The 15,711-nt window shown below is 32.4% G+C and carries 17 protein-coding genes; 12 read left to right on the top strand and 5 right to left on the bottom strand.

The genetic code is table 11. The features are described 5' to 3' along the window. Positions 1-15 precede the first annotated feature (15 nt). The 4 genes from mazG to ruvX form a co-directional block, all read right to left on the bottom strand. Positions 16-795, bottom strand: a complete 780-nt coding sequence (gene mazG, locus ACFQ0R_RS10790) for a nucleoside triphosphate pyrophosphohydrolase (RefSeq protein ID WP_379658388.1) — start codon at positions 793-795, stop codon at positions 16-18. A gap of 79 nt (positions 796-874) precedes the next feature. Beyond that, entirely contained in the window at positions 875-1,306 is a 432-nt protein-coding gene (locus ACFQ0R_RS10785; RefSeq protein ID WP_379658387.1) for a DUF5606 family protein, read from the bottom strand. A 52-nt stretch (positions 1,307-1,358) separates the two neighbouring features. Beyond that, on the bottom strand, positions 1,359-1,949 hold the full coding sequence (def, locus tag ACFQ0R_RS10780) for a peptide deformylase (protein ID WP_379658386.1): 591 nt from the start codon (positions 1,947-1,949) through the stop codon (positions 1,359-1,361). Between the two features lie 108 nt (positions 1,950-2,057). Continuing rightward, positions 2,058-2,465 carry a Holliday junction resolvase RuvX gene (gene ruvX, locus ACFQ0R_RS10775; protein WP_379658385.1) on the bottom strand — a complete coding sequence of 136 codons (408 nt, stop codon included), beginning with the start codon at positions 2,463-2,465 and terminating at the stop codon, positions 2,058-2,060. Positions 2,466-2,548: 83 nt separating this feature from the next. On the opposite strand from ruvX, the gene ACFQ0R_RS10770 reads away from it, so the two are divergent. The 3 genes from ACFQ0R_RS10770 (at position 2,549) to ACFQ0R_RS10760 (ending at position 5,304) form a co-directional block, all read left to right on the top strand. Continuing rightward, positions 2,549-3,364, top strand: coding sequence for a 2,3,4,5-tetrahydropyridine-2,6-dicarboxylate N-succinyltransferase (locus ACFQ0R_RS10770; protein ID WP_379658384.1), 816 nt, complete (start codon positions 2,549-2,551; stop codon positions 3,362-3,364). Between the two features lie 27 nt (positions 3,365-3,391). Further along, positions 3,392-4,456, top strand: a complete 1,065-nt coding sequence (locus ACFQ0R_RS10765; RefSeq protein ID WP_379658383.1) for a glycosyltransferase family 9 protein — start codon at positions 3,392-3,394, stop codon at positions 4,454-4,456. Between the two features lie 80 nt (positions 4,457-4,536). Then, a complete protein-coding gene (locus ACFQ0R_RS10760; protein WP_379658382.1) occupies positions 4,537-5,304 on the top strand; it encodes a glycosyltransferase family 2 protein in 768 nt (255 codons plus the stop codon). On the opposite strand, the gene ACFQ0R_RS10755 is transcribed toward ACFQ0R_RS10760, so the two are convergent. After that, positions 5,287-6,042, bottom strand: coding sequence for a lipopolysaccharide kinase InaA family protein (locus tag ACFQ0R_RS10755; protein ID WP_379658381.1), 756 nt, complete (start codon positions 6,040-6,042; stop codon positions 5,287-5,289). The genes ACFQ0R_RS10760 and ACFQ0R_RS10755 overlap by 18 nt on opposite strands. Before the next feature lie 94 nt (positions 6,043-6,136). Here ACFQ0R_RS10755 and ACFQ0R_RS10750 point away from each other — a divergent pair, with 94 nt between their 5' ends. The 9 genes from ACFQ0R_RS10750 to ACFQ0R_RS10710 all read left to right on the top strand — a co-directional run bounded on the left by ACFQ0R_RS10750 (position 6,137) and on the right by ACFQ0R_RS10710 (position 15,544). Next, complete coding sequence (locus ACFQ0R_RS10750; protein ID WP_379658380.1) at positions 6,137-7,189, top strand: glycosyltransferase family 4 protein; 1,053 nt, start codon at positions 6,137-6,139, stop codon at positions 7,187-7,189. Positions 7,190-7,300: 111 nt separating this feature from the next. After that, a complete protein-coding gene (locus ACFQ0R_RS10745) occupies positions 7,301-8,050 on the top strand; it encodes a DUF5672 family protein (RefSeq protein ID WP_379658379.1) in 750 nt (249 codons plus the stop codon). Positions 8,051-8,115: 65 nt separating this feature from the next. Further along, complete coding sequence (locus ACFQ0R_RS10740) at positions 8,116-8,757, top strand: class I SAM-dependent methyltransferase (RefSeq protein ID WP_379658378.1); 642 nt, start codon at positions 8,116-8,118, stop codon at positions 8,755-8,757. 13 nt (positions 8,758-8,770) lie between these two features. Further along, positions 8,771-9,340: an L-threonylcarbamoyladenylate synthase gene (locus ACFQ0R_RS10735; protein ID WP_379658377.1), complete on the top strand. Its 570-nt coding sequence runs from the start codon at positions 8,771-8,773 to the stop codon at positions 9,338-9,340. Between the two features lies 1 nt (position 9,341). After that, entirely contained in the window at positions 9,342-10,769 is a 1,428-nt protein-coding gene (locus ACFQ0R_RS10730) for a CCA tRNA nucleotidyltransferase (RefSeq protein ID WP_379658376.1), read from the top strand. A gap of 94 nt (positions 10,770-10,863) precedes the next feature. Beyond that, positions 10,864-11,892 carry a COX15/CtaA family protein gene (locus ACFQ0R_RS10725; RefSeq protein ID WP_379658375.1) on the top strand — a complete coding sequence of 343 codons (1,029 nt, stop codon included), beginning with the start codon at positions 10,864-10,866 and terminating at the stop codon, positions 11,890-11,892. Beyond that, the gene (locus ACFQ0R_RS10720) at positions 11,892-12,404 is read left to right on the top strand and encodes an IS1096 element passenger TnpR family protein (RefSeq protein ID WP_379658374.1); all 513 of its coding nucleotides are present in this window, start codon (positions 11,892-11,894) and stop codon (positions 12,402-12,404) included. The genes ACFQ0R_RS10725 and ACFQ0R_RS10720 overlap by 1 nt, the downstream gene beginning before the upstream one ends. Before the next feature lie 35 nt (positions 12,405-12,439). Beyond that, positions 12,440-13,498: a nucleoid-associated protein gene (locus ACFQ0R_RS10715; protein WP_379658373.1), complete on the top strand. Its 1,059-nt coding sequence runs from the start codon at positions 12,440-12,442 to the stop codon at positions 13,496-13,498. Between the two features lie 15 nt (positions 13,499-13,513). Then, complete coding sequence (locus ACFQ0R_RS10710; RefSeq protein WP_379658372.1) at positions 13,514-15,544, top strand: M3 family metallopeptidase; 2,031 nt, start codon at positions 13,514-13,516, stop codon at positions 15,542-15,544. Positions 15,545-15,711 lie beyond the last annotated feature (167 nt).

Below are 15,711 nucleotides of genomic sequence, written 5' to 3'. Positions count from 1 at the left end.
AAACTTCAAATTTTATTAAATTTTTATGGTTTTGGCTTCTTCCCAAAATTTATCCATTTCAGATAAAGTCATTTCAGATAAATCCAGGTTGAGCTCCTTAGCTTTCTTTTCTAAATACTGAAATCTGAAAATAAATTTTTTATTGGTTCGCTCTAAAGCAGTCTCAGGATCAATTTTCAAAAAACGAGCATAATTTATCATAGAAAACAAAACATCACCAAATTCACTTTCAATCTCATCATTCTTGTTCTGGTTGACTTCATCTTGAAGTTCAGCAAGTTCTTCCTTTACCTTTTCAAAAACTTGCTGTGGTTCTTCCCAATCGAAACCAACACCAGCCACTTTATCCTGAATTCTACTCGCTTTTATAAGCGCAGGAAGAGATTTTGGAACACCTTGCAATACACTTTTATTACCTTCTTTCAATTTTAGTTTTTCCCAATTTTCTTTGACTTGCTTTTCATCATTTGCTTCTACATTTCCATAAATATGTGGATGCCTGTCTACAAGCTTTTTGCATAGTGAATTAATCACATCAGCAATATCAAAATCATTGGTTTCACTTCCTATTTTAGAATAGAAGACAATATGCAGTAATACATCTCCTAGCTCTTTTTTTATCTCTTCTGAATCTTTTTCTAAGATCGCATCACCCAATTCGTAAACTTCTTCAACTGTAAGGTTTCTCAAAGAATCCATAGTTTGTTTGCGATCCCAAGGACATTTCTCTCTCAAGTCGTCCATTATATCCAGAAGTCTCTCAAAAGCATCGAGTTGTTTTTGCCTTGTGTACATTTTTTTTATTTAAAAGTAGGTATTTAAACCAAAAAACCCTCTAAAAAATCATTTAGAGGGTTTTGGAAACATTATTTGTTTAGTTTTCTTTTTCTTCTTTTTTCGTTTCTTCGTCCTCCTTTGGGTCTGAAAAATCGGTTATATTTTTAGAAATCAACAGATTATACCACTGTATAACTTTCTTAATATCAGAAGGATAAACTCTATCATCATCATATTCAGGTAGAATTTCACTAAAATAGTCTGTCAATTCATTTTTTGAAGATTTATGATCTATTGAGGGCTTACCCTCCTCTTTTTCATAGATTTTTTGGAAGACTTCTCTTAAAGGGATTTCTTCAGTGTATGTATAAATAGCAATTTCACTAAGTATACTTACGTTATTTCTCATGCTCACTGGTATTTTTTTGCCGTCAACTAATGACTCGGCTAAAAAACCACCCCTGGTTTGAGCTTTCAGTTCGTAAAGTCCTGGTTTCCCAGATATAGATAATACTTTGTCTAGTTTCATTTTTTATTTTTTTGCTGGCAAATATGCAATTTGTTTAAATTATAGATTGGCTTTAGCGATTTTTTTTAGCTAGAGGATATTTCATTTTATAACCTACATCAACTTTACCCTTAGTAATATTATTTAATTTACTCTTTATTAATCTCTTCTTTAGGTTTGAAATTCTATCAGTAAATAGGATACCCTCGATATGGTCATATTCATGCTGAACAACTCTAGCTGGGAGACCAAATAAAGTTTCAGTCTGCTGGTTAAAATTTTCGTCTAAATATTCTATTTTGATTTCAGGCTTTCTAAAAATGTCTTCATGAACATCTGGAATACTAAGACAACCTTCGTTGAAGTCCCATTCTACACCATCTTCCTCAATTATTCTAGGATTGATGAAAACACGCTTGAAGGATTCCAATTCTTTTACCTCTTCTTCACTTAGAGATTCATCTTGAGAAAATGGTTTTGCATCTATGACAAATAGCCGGATCGATAATCCAATTTGAGGAGCTGCTAGTCCTACTCCACTCGCATTGTACATAGTTTCAAACATATCCTCTATAAGCCCCTCTAACTTAGGGTAATCTTTAGAAATCTCTGAAGCTTTCTTTTTTAAAACTGGAGAACCATAAGCTACAATTGGTAATATCATAATCTCAAATTTAAGTGAGAGGGCATGAACCCTTTTAATTTAAAAGTGCAAAAATACAGGTTTTATTTCTTTTGATATTAACAATTAGGAACTTTAAAGTTCTAATACTTACTGTAAGTAATTCTGAAGCAGAATTGTCGCACTTATTTCATCGACTAAACCTTTATTTTGTCTCTGCTTTTTCTTCAATCCAGAATCTATCATGGTCTGAAAAGCCATTTTTGAAGTAAAACGTTCATCCATTCTCACAATCTTAAGATCTGGAAATAGTTTTTGTACATCTTCAATAAAAAATAATATGTTTTTCTCCAATTGCATTGGCTTCCCATCAGTAAATTTTGGTTCCCCCACTACAAGTGTATCGATAAATTCATTTGGTATAAGAGCTTTCAATTCTTCCATTAAGTTTCTAGAATCAACCGTTTTTAAACCAGAAGCTATCATTTTCATTTCATCAGAAATAGCTAATCCAGTTCGCTTAATTCCAAAATCTAAGGCTAAAACTTTAGTTTTCATAAACTTATTTATACAGCAAATATAAGGCACAAGTCCTTATTTTGTATTTAAGCATAAACCTTATCTTCGCAAAAAAATTAATAATGGAAGATCTAAAGAAAAAAATATTAGAAGCCTGGGATAACAGAGATTTACTACATGAAAAGGAAACTACAGATGCCATTAGAACTGTAATTGATAAACTTGATAGTGGAGAATTGCGTTGTGCAGAACCTACAAAAGACGGTTGGCAAGTCAATGAATGGGTTAAAAAAGGAGTTGTTCTTTATTTCCCTATCCAAAAAATGGAAACTCTAGAGGCTGGAATATTTGAATACCACGATAAAATGCCCTTGAAAAAAGGCTATAAAGAAAAAGGAATCCGTGTGGTTCCAAACGCAGTAGCTAGACACGGCGCATACATTTCAAGCGGTGTTATCATGATGCCAAGTTACGTAAACATTGGAGCCTACGTAGATGAAGGAACAATGGTAGACACCTGGGCTACCGTAGGTAGCTGTGCTCAAATAGGCAAAAACGTTCATTTATCTGGAGGTGTTGGCATTGGCGGTGTTTTAGAACCACTTCAGGCAGCTCCAGTAATAATAGAAGATAATGCCTTTTTAGGCTCGAGAAGTATCGTTGTCGAAGGTGTAAGAGTGGAAAAAGAGGCAGTGCTTGGTGCAAACGTAGTTTTAACGGCTTCAACCAAAATTATTGACGTAACAGGACCTGAACCAGTGGAAATGAAAGGTGTTGTTCCTGCCAGATCTGTGGTGATTCCTGGCAGTTATACCAAAAAGTTTCCAGCTGGAGAATTTAATGTCCCATGTGCTTTAATTATTGGAAAAAGAAAAGAGAGCACCAACAAGAAAACCTCTTTGAATGATGCGTTAAGGACTTATGATGTAGCAGTATAATTAATAGATCAAAATAATTTTATCTAAATGAAGATATTGGTAATTCAGCAAAAAATGATTGGAGACGTTCTCGTCTCCAGTCTTATTTGTGAAAATTTGAAATTGAATTACCCAAATGCTGAAATTCATTATTTGGTCAACAGATTTACAATACCTGTTATTGAAAACAATCCTTATATAAATAAAGTTGTTGTTTTTGAGGATGAATATAGATCCAGTAAGTTTGCTTTTTACAAATTCCTAAAGAACATCAGAAGAGCTAAATATAATATAGTTATAGATGCTTACGGTAAGTTAGAAAGCAACTTGATAAGTCTTTTCTCTGGTGCAAAAACCAAAGTAAGCTGGAAAAAGAAATACACAAAATTTATTTATTCTCATACTATCGATATCTCCAAAACACCTCAGACTAGATCTGGATTAGCTATCGATAATAGATTAAAATTATTATCCCCACTAAATCTAAAGTCTGTATTAAGGAGTAAGCCGAAGATTTATCTTTCAGAGAGTGAAATTGAAAGAGCAAAATCTAAACTAGAAAAATTCAACTTAGATTTATCCAGGCCACTTTATATGATAAGTGTTTTAGGAAGCGACATTCTTAAAACTTACCCGTCTGAATTTATGGTTCAAATTTTAGATCATATTGTTGATTATAGCAATGCACAACTTATTTTCAATTATATCCCTTACCAAAAACAAGAGGTTTTAAAAATATATAATCTCTGTCAGGATAAAACAAAAGAAAACATCTACTTAGGAATATCAGGAGATAGTATAAGAGAATTTATTAGTATTACATCGCATTGTGATGCTTTAATCGGAAATGAGGGAGGCGCCGTTAATATGGCTAAAGCTATAGATATACCCACATTTACGATTTTCTCTCCATGGATTGACAAGGAAACTTGGAGTTCTTTTGAAGATGGAAAAAAGAACGTTTCCATACATTTGGATGAAATAATACCGAGTTATTTTGAAGTAAAAAGATACAAAGACCTGAAACCAAAAAGTTTAGAATTATATAAGAAACTAGAACCGAAATTTGTGATCCATAAGCTTAATAGCTTCATAGATCACATTAATGATTAGAAAATTTACATGTTGGAAAATTTGAACGTAAAGCAGTCTTATATATTTGATTTAATAATTTCATAACAACTATTTCTATTATGCCCAAAATATCGGCACTTTTAATAACTTTAAATGAGGAAGATAACATCGCATCTGTAATTGAAAATTTACATTTTGCGGACGAAATTGTAATAGTTGATTCATTTTCAAAAGATAGAACAATTGAGATAGCTAAAAACTACCCTAATGTCAAAATATATCAGCACCAGTTTGAAGATTTTACTAAACAAAGGAATTATGCTCTAAGTAAAGCAAAATTTGAGTGGGTTCTTTTCCTAGACGCAGATGAAAGAGTAACCAAAAAGTTAAAAAAAGAGATTCTTGAAACAGTAAATTCAAAAAATCCTGCGGATGCCTATTTTTTCTACAGAAAATTCATGTTTAAGGACAAACCACTTCATTTTAGTGGTTGGCAAACCGACAAAAACATTCGATTATTCAAAAAGAGCAAAGCGAAATATACAGAAGAGAGATTAGTTCACGAAGTTTTGTGTGTCAATGGTTCTCAAGGAAAACTCAAAAATAAGTTGATTCATTATTCATATCAAAATTATCATTCTTACAAAAGAAAGATGCTGAGTTATGCTAAACTTAAGGCTAAAGAGTTGTATAATAAAAAAGTCGAACCAAATCCATATCATTATTATGTGAAACCACTTTATAAATTTATTCATGGTTATATAATAAGATTGGGGTTTTTAGACGGCAGAAAAGGATTAACTATATGTTACCTAAACGCTTTAAGTGTTTATAAACGTTATCCATTTCTGGATGAAATGATAAAAAATTCAAAAAAAGGATTTTAGTAGTTTCTTCCGTTTTTGTTTTTTGTGAAATTTTCTCTGGAATTCTTGTGTAAATTCCCACATTAATTCGAATACCTCTTTTTTTGGTTTCTGAATGAGTTGGGAATATTCATCACTCATCACTTCTACCATCCTTTTTTGCGGGGTTAACCTTCTGAAATTAAACATTCGTTCTCTAAAATCTAACTGCTTAAATCTCATTCTATTCAGATCGACTAATGCAAAATTATAAGTTTTATCGTTCAGATAGATTAAAGTATTTCCAGGAGAATGATCTAGAAATTCGACCCCTTTTTCATGGAGCTCATATGTAAATCTTGTAAAAGCTCTTAAAATTTGCTCATGATTGGGATAGTTAAGATTATGTACTAATTCTCTATACGTTAAGTCTGGCAAATCATGCTTACTGATATAAAAGGATTTACCAAAGCCTATACCTTTCTTAAATTCAAAATAAGCAACTGGATCTGGTGTACCTATACCTTTGTCTTTTAAAATAGTAGCGTATTCAAAAGAACGTTTAGCTTTAGATTTTCTAAAGTATTGATAAGCGATTTGATTGATAAAGTTAGGCTCTTTAAAAGATTTTATATTTAAAGTAATACCTTCAAATTCAATAGTTTTGATCACATTTCTATCTCCACTTCCAAAGATTTGACCATTACTATCAAAATTTTTAATAATATCTGATAATTCCTTTTTATAATTTAAAAAATCTGAACTGAATTTTGAAGTCATAATAATATTTAAATTACAAATCTAAACTTCTTTTCAAATTAAATATTTTCTAATGCCATTGAATATTATTTTAATTTTGTTGATATTTCAATTTATGAATAGGACTGAAATTTACATTTTACATAAAAATGGAGCTGATAGCCATTATATTGGTTTACAATCTTTATTGGATTCGAAAAGCATACAATTAAAATATCGAGAGTTTTCAATAGCAAGTCAAGCTTTTAAATCAATATTGAAATTGGATTTTAACACCTTTAAGAAACAATTGATTAATCTTTTTTTTCTCTCTAGTTTGTTATTTACAAAAAATAAAAAAATTGTATTTGGAATAGCGCCTTTCGATCATAAATTAAGTTTTCTCCTGAAATTTTTGAAAAATCATAAAATCTACTATCATACTTCCTGGTCTTGTTGGGACAAAAGTTTTCATCCTAAAACTAAAAAACTTAATCAGGATGTTTTTGATGATTGGAAATATTTGTTAGAAACTTTGGCAATAGAAATTTATACTGTTACGAAAGTTTCAAAAGAAAGTTTACTTAAAAATTATGATCTAAATAAAAATAAAGTACATATAGTAAATCATTCTGTAGATCATGAATTTAGACCTACAATAGACATTAAAAAAATAAATAAAAGCTTTATTTATGTCGGTAGATTATTAGAGGAAAAAGGAATTTATGAGTTACTAAAAGTATTTTCTCAAAATAAAAAATTCAAGCTATCTATTGTAGGTAAAGGTAAATTAAAGAACCTTGTTGAAAAATTTGCCGATTCCTGTCCAAACATTACTTATCATAATTATATTTCAAAAAGGAATGACCTCTCTAAACTTTTAAGCTCACACGAATTCATAATATTAAACTCAAAAAGAAATAACAAGTGGGAAGAGCTCTTTGGCATGAGTCTAATTGAAGGCATGGCCCATGGATTAATCCCAGTTGCCCCAATGCATCCAGGCCCTAAAGAAATTATCGATACTAAAACCGGATATCTTTTTAAAGAAGGAAATTTAGAAAATTGTTTACATAAAATTGATTTGGAATATCCCGAATGCAAAGTAAAATCTAAATTTTCTAGATTAAAAGTCAATTCATACAAGCCAGAAATAATTGCTTCTTTGTGGGAACCAATTTTAAAATAAATTTCTTTGATCTTTTAAAAATCAAAGAAATTCAAGCTACTATATTAATTCGTAGTGACAAACACTTTTGTTGACTACCTTTGCATATCATTAAATATGAATAAAAAGTAATTGGCTGCAAAATCAAAAAAGATCTCAATCGTTATCCCTATCTACAAGGATACATTAAATCATAATGAAGTTATGGTTATCAAAAATCTTTTAGAGTTATATGGAGCTAAAAAATTATGCATTGCGTGTCCTAAATCAATTAAGTTATCTTCTGAAGTAACCATAGATATTAAAAAAGAAGAGTTTAATGATTCTTACTTTAAGAGTATCGAAAGTTACAATAAACTCATGCTCAGTGAAGAATTTTATGAAAGGTTCTCTGGTTTTAAATTTATACTTATCCACCAGTTGGACGCATATTTATTTAAGGACGAATTAGATTTCTGGTGTGATCAGGATTACGATTACATTGGAGCTCCTTGGTTGAGGGATGAACGTTTTTTAGTGAAAATTTTTAGATCCAAAAAAGTTAAAAAGAGAGGCCCCATATTTAATAAAGTTGGGAACGGTGGTTTATCTTTAAGAAAAATCGATACATTTTTAAAATTCACAAGAAAACATAGACAACTTATAGAAAATTATAAAAGTCATTCATTGTACGGTATTGAAGATGTATTTTGGTCTATAATTGCTCCTAAGTTTGAAAAATTTTCTATCCCCAATTATGAAATTGCTGCAAAATTCTCATTAGACAGAAAACCTGCTCTGGGCATGAAACTCAATAATAATAAATTGCCTTTCGGATGCCATGGCTTTGAGAAAGATAAAACTAAAAAGTTCTGGAAAAAATTTATTAAAGAAATAAAATAATTCTTTTCGATAATTATCTGTATCAGAACAAAAACTATTTCAGAAATTTCAATTAAAAACACACTATGGATTATCAAGATAAAAAAGATATATACTATAAAAAAGAGAGACCTGAAATGTTAGAGTTTTTTCCTAAAAATGCAAAAACAGTTTTAGAAGTAGGTTGTGGACAGGGTACTTTTGTTAAACAAATCAAGGACTTGTATCAAACGGAAACTTGGGGAATTGAATACATGGAGTCTCATGCCAAAGAAGCTCAAAAAGTACTGGACAAGGTGTTTATAGGTCAATGTGAAAAATTTATTGATGATTTACCAGACAATTACTTTGATGTAATTTACTTCAATGATGTCTTAGAACATCTTTTTGACCCATATATGGTTCTCGAAAAAATGAAACAAAAACTTACCGAAAAGGGTAAAATAATAAGCTCTTTGCCTAATATAAGATATCACAGTGCTTTAAAAATGCTTATCTTAAAAAAAGACTGGAAATATGAAGATAGTGGTGTATTGGACCATACTCACATTAGGTTTTTTACCAAAAAAAGTATTGAAAGAATGTACAAAAACTTAGGGTTTAAAATTATAACACATAAGGGAATCAATAAAACGAGGTCCCTGAAACCCTATATTTATAATTTATTATTATTTTTTACAGCTTCAGATATCTTTTATGTCCAATTTGCCACAGTTGTTGAAAAATAATTTAAGAAAATATATGAAAGATCAAAAAGAGACCATACAGGAGTGCATACAAACCCTTAAAAGAGGAGGACTTATCCTCTATCCTACCGACACCGTTTGGGGAATTGGATGCGATGCAACCAATGCAGAAGCAATCGATAAAATTTACGAGTTAAAACAAAGGTCCAACGACAAGTCTTTAATTTGCCTGGTATCTGACTTCAAAATGCTGAATCAATATGTGGAAGAAATTCCAGAAGTAGCCTACGATATTCTTAAGTATGCAGACAAACCCACCACTATTATTTATCAAAACCCCATACGAGTAGCTACCAATCTCATAGCTGATGATGACACCCTAGCTATTAGGGTTGTCAACGATATTTTTGCTAAAGAACTCGTCAGGAAATACAAAAAACCAATTGTTTCTACTTCAGCCAACATTAGCGGACAAAAAACACCTGCCAACTTCTTCGAAATTTCAGAGGAGATTTTAAAAGGCGTAGACTATGTTGTAAATTTGCACCAATCTAATAAAAATAAAAACCCTTCCACAATTATCAAGCTAGACCTTGATGGAAAGGTTGAAGTGATTCGCAAATAAAATGTCAGAAACTTATTACCAAGAAGCTTTACAACATAAAATATTTGATTTTCTTTCTGAGGCTGCCGATGAACTCAATATAGATGCTTACGTCATCGGTGGTTTCGTAAGGGATTTCTTTTTAAAGCGCGGCAAAGCTAAAGATATTGACATTGTTGCAGTTGGCGACGGAATTGAACTGGCTAAAAAAGTTTCAGAAAAATTACCTGGAAAACCTGCAGTAAAAGTTTTTAAAACCTATGGCACAGCCATGCTGAAAGTTTTTGATCTTGAAGTTGAATTTGTTGGTGCCAGAAAAGAATCTTATTCTGAAGACAGTCGAAATCCAGAAGTAGAACATGGAACTCTAGAAGACGACCAGAACCGGAGAGATTTCACTATCAATGCGCTTGCGCTTCAGTTGAACAAAGCCCATTTTGGAAAACTTTTAGATCCATTTGAGGGCTTACAAGATTTAAAAACTCAGCTCATCAAAACCCCTTTAGATCCAGAAATTACTTTTTCAGATGATCCTTTAAGAATGCTAAGAGCTATAAGGTTTTCTTCTCAACTCAATTTTGTGATTGAACCTAAATCACTTAAGGCTATTCAAGACAATGCTTCAAGGATTGATATTGTAAGCAAAGAGCGCATCGTCACCGAACTGCATAAAATCTTAGAATCCGAAAAACCTTCTGTAGGATTAAGATCGCTTCATGATACTGAATTACTCAAACGCTTACTTCCAGAGCTTACCAACCTTGAAGGCATAGATGAAATCGAAGGGCAAAAACACAAAGATAATTTCTGGCATACATTGGAAGTGGTAGACAATATTTCCAAAGAAACAGACGATGTTTGGTTGCGCTGGGCGGCTTTATTGCATGATATTGGCAAAGCCCCGACCAAGCGTTTTCATAAAAAAATAGGCTGGACTTTTCATGGTCATGAATTCAAAGGGTCTAAAATGGTGTACCAAATTTTTAAAAGGTTGAAAATGCCATTGAATGATAAAATGAAATTTGTTCAAAAACTTGTTTTACTGAGCTCTAGACCTATTGCTATCGTGGATGAAGACGTCACAGATTCTGCAGTGAGAAGACTTGTGCATGATGCTGGCGAACACCTGGAAGACTTAATGACACTTTGTGAAGCGGATATTACCACTAAGAATCCTAAACGCTACAAGAAATATCACAACAATTTCAAACTCGTGAGAGATAGAATTCAAGAAGTTGAGGAGCGCGATAAAGTGAGAAATTTTCAGCCGCCTGTTTCTGGTACTGAAATTATGAAAACATTCAATATCGAACCTTGTCAAGCTGTAGGTGAAATCAAGGCAAAAATCAAAGAAGCCATTTTAGATGGAGTTATTCCAAATGAATATGATGCCGCTTTTGAGTTTATGCTAAAAGAGGGTGAGGTCTATGGATTTAAACAACAAGCTTAATTTTCCTCAAAAACCTCCCAAAATAGACTTGTAAAATTGGTAATTAATGGGTCAACTGCCGCATAAAAATTATCTTTGAAAAAAACTATAAAACGTGTTTAGAAAATCGATAAAGGCTTCTATCATAATTATCTATCTGGTCATAATAGCTGGAGCTGTGGTAAGAATGACAGGAAGCGGAATGGGCTGTCCAGACTGGCCAAAATGTTTTGGGTATTATATACCCCCGACTGAAGAACGCCAATTGGAATGGGAACCAAATCATGACTATTTTAAAGGCCAGGTCATCATTGTAGATAAGTCACTAAAAGTAGCTAAAGAAGCTTTTACTTCATCTGAAGATTTTGAACAAACACATTGGGATAACTATGAGAAACATGACTATGCTGAATTCAATGCATCTCATACCTGGATAGAGTATATCAACAGACTTTTAGGGGCCTTGTCAGGAATAGCCATACTTATTATGACCATAAGTTCCTTTGCACAATGGAAAAAAGATAAGAGGCTAACTCTCTTTTCAATATTAGCACTTATTTTACTCCTTTTCCAAGCTTGGCTGGGAGCAACCGTAGTCTATTCCCTTTTATCGCCTGTAAGAATTACTATTCATATGCTTGTTGCACTTTTACTTGTAGCACTTCTCATTTATATTTTAAAGTTATCATCAAATGAAGACTCATCTTTAAAAAGTACGTTTACTTTTAGAAATCTTCTCGTATTTGCCGTTATACTTAGTCTAATCCAAGTAGCTATGGGAACTCAAGTTAGGCAGTTTGTAGATGAACAAGTCGATTTGGTTGGTTATTCAAATAAAAGTGAATGGCTGGAAAATCCAACATTGGTATTTTATGCACACAGATCATTTTCAATTTTAGTACTACTGATCAATCTTGGAATCTGGTGGTTAAATAAAACGAGAAATCTCGGTTTCAAACTCACCAATTGGATGATGATCATTTTAATTATTGAAATCTTAACTGGAATTGCTATGTTTTACTTAGATTTTCCTTTCCTTACACAACCTTTACATTTAGTTTTTGCAGCTTTGTTATTCGGAATACAATTTTATATTTTGATGCAAAGTTTTGAAGCTAAACTAATTACAAAAACACTTAAGTGATGATTTACAAATATAGAATCGTTTTAGATGTACTGGACGATGTCATAAGAGATATTGAAATAAGAGACACTTCCACTCTGGAAGATCTTCACAATTCTATTGCTCAGGCCTTTGGTTTCGATGGTACCGAAATGGCCTCATTTTACAAGAGTGATGAAGAGTGGAACCAAGGTGAAGAGTATTTACTCTTTGATATGAGTGACGGAAAAGGCAATGTGAATATGATGAATGAAACCTCACTGGATTCGGTATTTTCTAGAAAAGACACCAAAATGATCTACGTATATGATTTTTTCAATATGTGGACATTTTACGTCGAACTGGCGGATATTACCGAACCCGAAGATGGTCAGGATTATCCAAACCTCATGTTTGCTCAGGGCCAGTTACCAGAATCTCCTCCCGAAAAGCAATTCGAAGCTGAAAAATTAGATGATTTTGATGATGATACTGACGACGATATAGAATTCGAAAATTTAGATGACTTCGATTTTGATGAAAATTGGAATTAAAACCAACTTATCCATAGATTAATTAATAGTGTTATATGATCAACTTATTTAGTGCTCAGATTGAGAGCATGTCCATACATCGTGTAGGTAATAAAAGCCGAAATGAGTCTCTATTTATTTCAGAAGAACCACACGAACTTTCAGATGAATTAAAACCTCTCATCAAAGAATATTTCTTAAAGTCATTTAGAGATAAAGAGGAAAACTACTATCACTTTGTTCACGATACAGATTTAGAATTTCATGAGCTTTATAATTTAACAACTGATATTTTCAATAATCCCTTGGAAAGTCATTCGATTTCCAAGAAAATAACTCGACTTCTGTTTGAAGAATCTAAGCATCAGCATATTAAAGGTGGTGAAGTTTATGTGGTGTATTTTGAAAATATGCTCATCGACAATGAAAAAGTATCAGCCGTTGGAATTTTTAAATCTGAGCTGAAACACGATTTCCTTCAGTTTGAAGAAAAGCAAAATAATTTGGATGTCATACTCCAACAAGGCGTTTATTTGAATAAATTAGATAAAGGCGCTTTAATTTTCAATACTGAAAAAGAAAACGGTTACAAGATTCTTTCAGTAGATTCCAATAAATACGATACCAAATATTGGCTTGAGCAGTTTCTTCAGGTGGACTTTTTTGAAGATGAAAATTTTTATACCAAGAAGTACCTAAAATTCTGTGAGAATTTCGCTAAAGATGTTGTTTTGCCTGCTGAAGACAAACAACAAGAAGTGCTTTTTATGAATAAAGCCATGAACCACTTTGCCTCTAATGATAATTTTAATGAACAGAATTTTCTAAAAGATGTGATTGATAATCCGGCTTTAGAACCTGAATTTCAAAATTATAAAACAGAGAAAGCTCCTAAATATAAAGTTGAAGACCTTTCGGATTTTCCCATATCCAATACGGCAGTCACTGCCGCTAGAAAGAAAATAAAAAGTGTGATCAATCTAGATACCAATGTACAGATCAAGTTGGATTTTGTAAGTGGTGACAGCGCTGAAAAATTTATAGAAAAAGGCTGGGATGAAGATCGCCAGATGTTCTATTACCTCGTTTACTTCAACAAAGAAGAAAAAAGCTAAAATCAAAAATAATTTATGTCAGAAATAAACCCATTATTACAAAAGTTTGATCACCCACCATTTTCAAAGATAAAAACTGAGCATTTTAAACCTGCTTTTGAAAAAAGTCTGAAAGAAGCAAGAAATGAAATTGATGCCATTATCAACAATTCTGAAGAACCTTCTTTTAAAAATACAATTGAGACCTTAGAATTTTCAGGGGATCAGTTGGGAAGAGTTGCGAGCATCTTTTTTAATCTGAATTCAGCTGAAACGAATCCAGAAATTCAAAAATTAGCTCAGGAAATTTCACCTTTGTTAAGTGAATTTAATAATGATTTACTTCTGAATAAAGGTTTATTTGATAAGATTAAACAGGTTTATGAAGATAAGTCAAATCATGATTTTACTGAAGAACAGATCATGTTACTTGATAAGATTTATAAAAATTTCACCAGGAACGGAGCTAATTTAGACGAGAAAAAACAAGAGCGATTAAGAGAAATCGATAAGTTATTATCCCTTACCTCCTTAAAGTTTGGAGAAAATGTATTGGCTGAAACCAATAACTTTCAATTACATATTTCTGATGAAATTGAATTAGATGGAATTCCAGATTCTGTGAAAGAATCTGCCAGGGACACCGCTAAAGATAAAGGCAAAGATGGATATATTTTGACTTTAGATTATCCCACTTACATTCCTGTAATGAAATTTGCTAAGAACAGAAAATTGAGAAACCAGATGTTTTTAGGTTTTGGTTCAAAAGCTTTTAAAGATAACGAATTCAATAACGAAGAAAACGTCTTAGAAATCGTAAGGTTAAGGTTAGAAAGAGCAAATCTTCTTGGATTTAACTCTCATGCTGATTTTGTTCTTCAGGAACGAATGGCTAAACGTATAGATAATGTAGAATCTTTTCTTGATGATATTCTAGAAAAAGCTCTGCCTGCTGCTGAAAAAGAGATGGAAGAGCTAAAAGCCTTTGCTCAGGAAAGTGATGGCATTAAAGACCTTCAGAAATGGGATAAAGCCTTTTATACTGAAAAGCTAAAGCAAAAAAAGTTTGATTTGGACGAAGAGGATCTAAAACCTTATTTCGAGTTGAATCAGGTCATCAAAGGTATGTTTGAAATCACTTCAAAATTGTTCAATCTTAGATTTGAAAAAGTGGAAACTCTAGAGGTGTACCATAAAGATGTAGTGACTTATAAAGTGTATGAAAGTGATAAATATCTTGCCACTTTATATGCAGATTTTCACCCTAGACCGGGCAAAAGAGATGGCGCCTGGATGACAACCTATAAAGATCAGTCTAATTATGAAGGTGTGGAAGAAAGGCCACAGGTTTCGATAGTCTGCAATTTCACTAAACCTACGAAAGAAAAACCATCACTTTTGACGTTTAATGAGGTTACGACTCTGTTCCATGAATTTGGTCATGCACTGCATGCCATGAATGCGAATACAACCTATCCATCCCTTTCAGGAGCTTCTGTTTACTGGGATTTTGTAGAATTACCTAGTCAATTAATGGAAAATTGGTGTTATGAAAAAGAAGCTTTAGAACTTTTTGCAAAACACTATGAAACGAATGAGGTCTTACCAATTGAGTATATTGAAAAAATAAAAGCATCGTCTAACTTTATGGAGGGCTTACAAACCACCAGACAAGTTAGCTTTGGGAAATTGGACATGGCATGGCATGCGCTGACGGGTACTGAAGGAATTGACAATGTAAAAGCACATGAAGATAAAGCCTTTAAATCGACTGAACTTTTACCAGAAGTGTATAATAATTGCATGAGTACTGCTTTTGGTCACATCTTTCAAGGCGGATACAGTTCTGGATATTATTCTTACAAATGGGCGGAAGTATTGGATGCTGACGCCTTTGAGTTTTTTAAAGAAGAAGGGATTTTTAATGAAGCTGTAGCTAAAAAGTACAAAGAGAATATTCTTCAAAAGGGAGGAACAGTAGAACCCACAAAACTTTATAAAGAGTTTAGAGGTAAAGAACCTGGCCCTAAAGCACTGCTAAAACGAGCTGGCTTAGTATCTTCTTAATTAACGAGAAAATTGCTATATGAATCTGCATAATTAAATTTGTGCAGATTTTTTTATGCTTTGGTTTAAAACTAAAATTCTTGTAAATAAAAAAACCCTTAATTACGTTATGTAATTAAGGGTTTTAATATAAGGAAGGCGGCGACCTACTCTTCCACGGTATGTAG

It is taken from the genome of Psychroflexus salinarum (genome assembly GCF_042677225.1).
Taxonomy (GTDB): domain Bacteria; phylum Bacteroidota; class Bacteroidia; order Flavobacteriales; family Flavobacteriaceae; genus Psychroflexus; species Psychroflexus salinarum.
This window is presented reverse-complemented; position numbering and strand designations above follow the sequence as displayed.

Bases quoted from the DNA above. Each gene is read 5' to 3' on its own strand.
- mazG (WP_379658388.1), bottom strand. From the start codon at position 795: ATGTACACAAGGCAAAAACAACTCGATGCTTTTGAGAGACTTCTGGAT.
- ACFQ0R_RS10785 (WP_379658387.1), bottom strand. From the start codon at position 1,306: ATGAAACTAGACAAAGTATTATCTATATCTGGGAAACCAGGACTTTAC.
- def (WP_379658386.1), bottom strand. From the start codon at position 1,949: ATGATATTACCAATTGTAGCTTATGGTTCTCCAGTTTTAAAAAAGAAA.
- ruvX (WP_379658385.1), bottom strand. From the start codon at position 2,465: ATGAAAACTAAAGTTTTAGCCTTAGATTTTGGAATTAAGCGAACTGGA.
- ACFQ0R_RS10770 (WP_379658384.1), top strand. From the start codon at position 2,549: ATGGAAGATCTAAAGAAAAAAATATTAGAAGCCTGGGATAACAGAGAT.
- ACFQ0R_RS10765 (WP_379658383.1), top strand. From the start codon at position 3,392: ATGAAGATATTGGTAATTCAGCAAAAAATGATTGGAGACGTTCTCGTC.
- ACFQ0R_RS10760 (WP_379658382.1), top strand. From the start codon at position 4,537: ATGCCCAAAATATCGGCACTTTTAATAACTTTAAATGAGGAAGATAAC.
- ACFQ0R_RS10755 (WP_379658381.1), bottom strand. From the start codon at position 6,042: ATGACTTCAAAATTCAGTTCAGATTTTTTAAATTATAAAAAGGAATTA.
- ACFQ0R_RS10750 (WP_379658380.1), top strand. From the start codon at position 6,137: ATGAATAGGACTGAAATTTACATTTTACATAAAAATGGAGCTGATAGC.
- ACFQ0R_RS10740 (WP_379658378.1), top strand. From the start codon at position 8,116: ATGGATTATCAAGATAAAAAAGATATATACTATAAAAAAGAGAGACCT.
- ACFQ0R_RS10735 (WP_379658377.1), top strand. From the start codon at position 8,771: ATGAAAGATCAAAAAGAGACCATACAGGAGTGCATACAAACCCTTAAA.
- ACFQ0R_RS10730 (WP_379658376.1), top strand. From the start codon at position 9,342: ATGTCAGAAACTTATTACCAAGAAGCTTTACAACATAAAATATTTGAT.
- ACFQ0R_RS10720 (WP_379658374.1), top strand. From the start codon at position 11,892: ATGATTTACAAATATAGAATCGTTTTAGATGTACTGGACGATGTCATA.
- ACFQ0R_RS10715 (WP_379658373.1), top strand. From the start codon at position 12,440: ATGATCAACTTATTTAGTGCTCAGATTGAGAGCATGTCCATACATCGT.
- ACFQ0R_RS10710 (WP_379658372.1), top strand. From the start codon at position 13,514: ATGTCAGAAATAAACCCATTATTACAAAAGTTTGATCACCCACCATTT.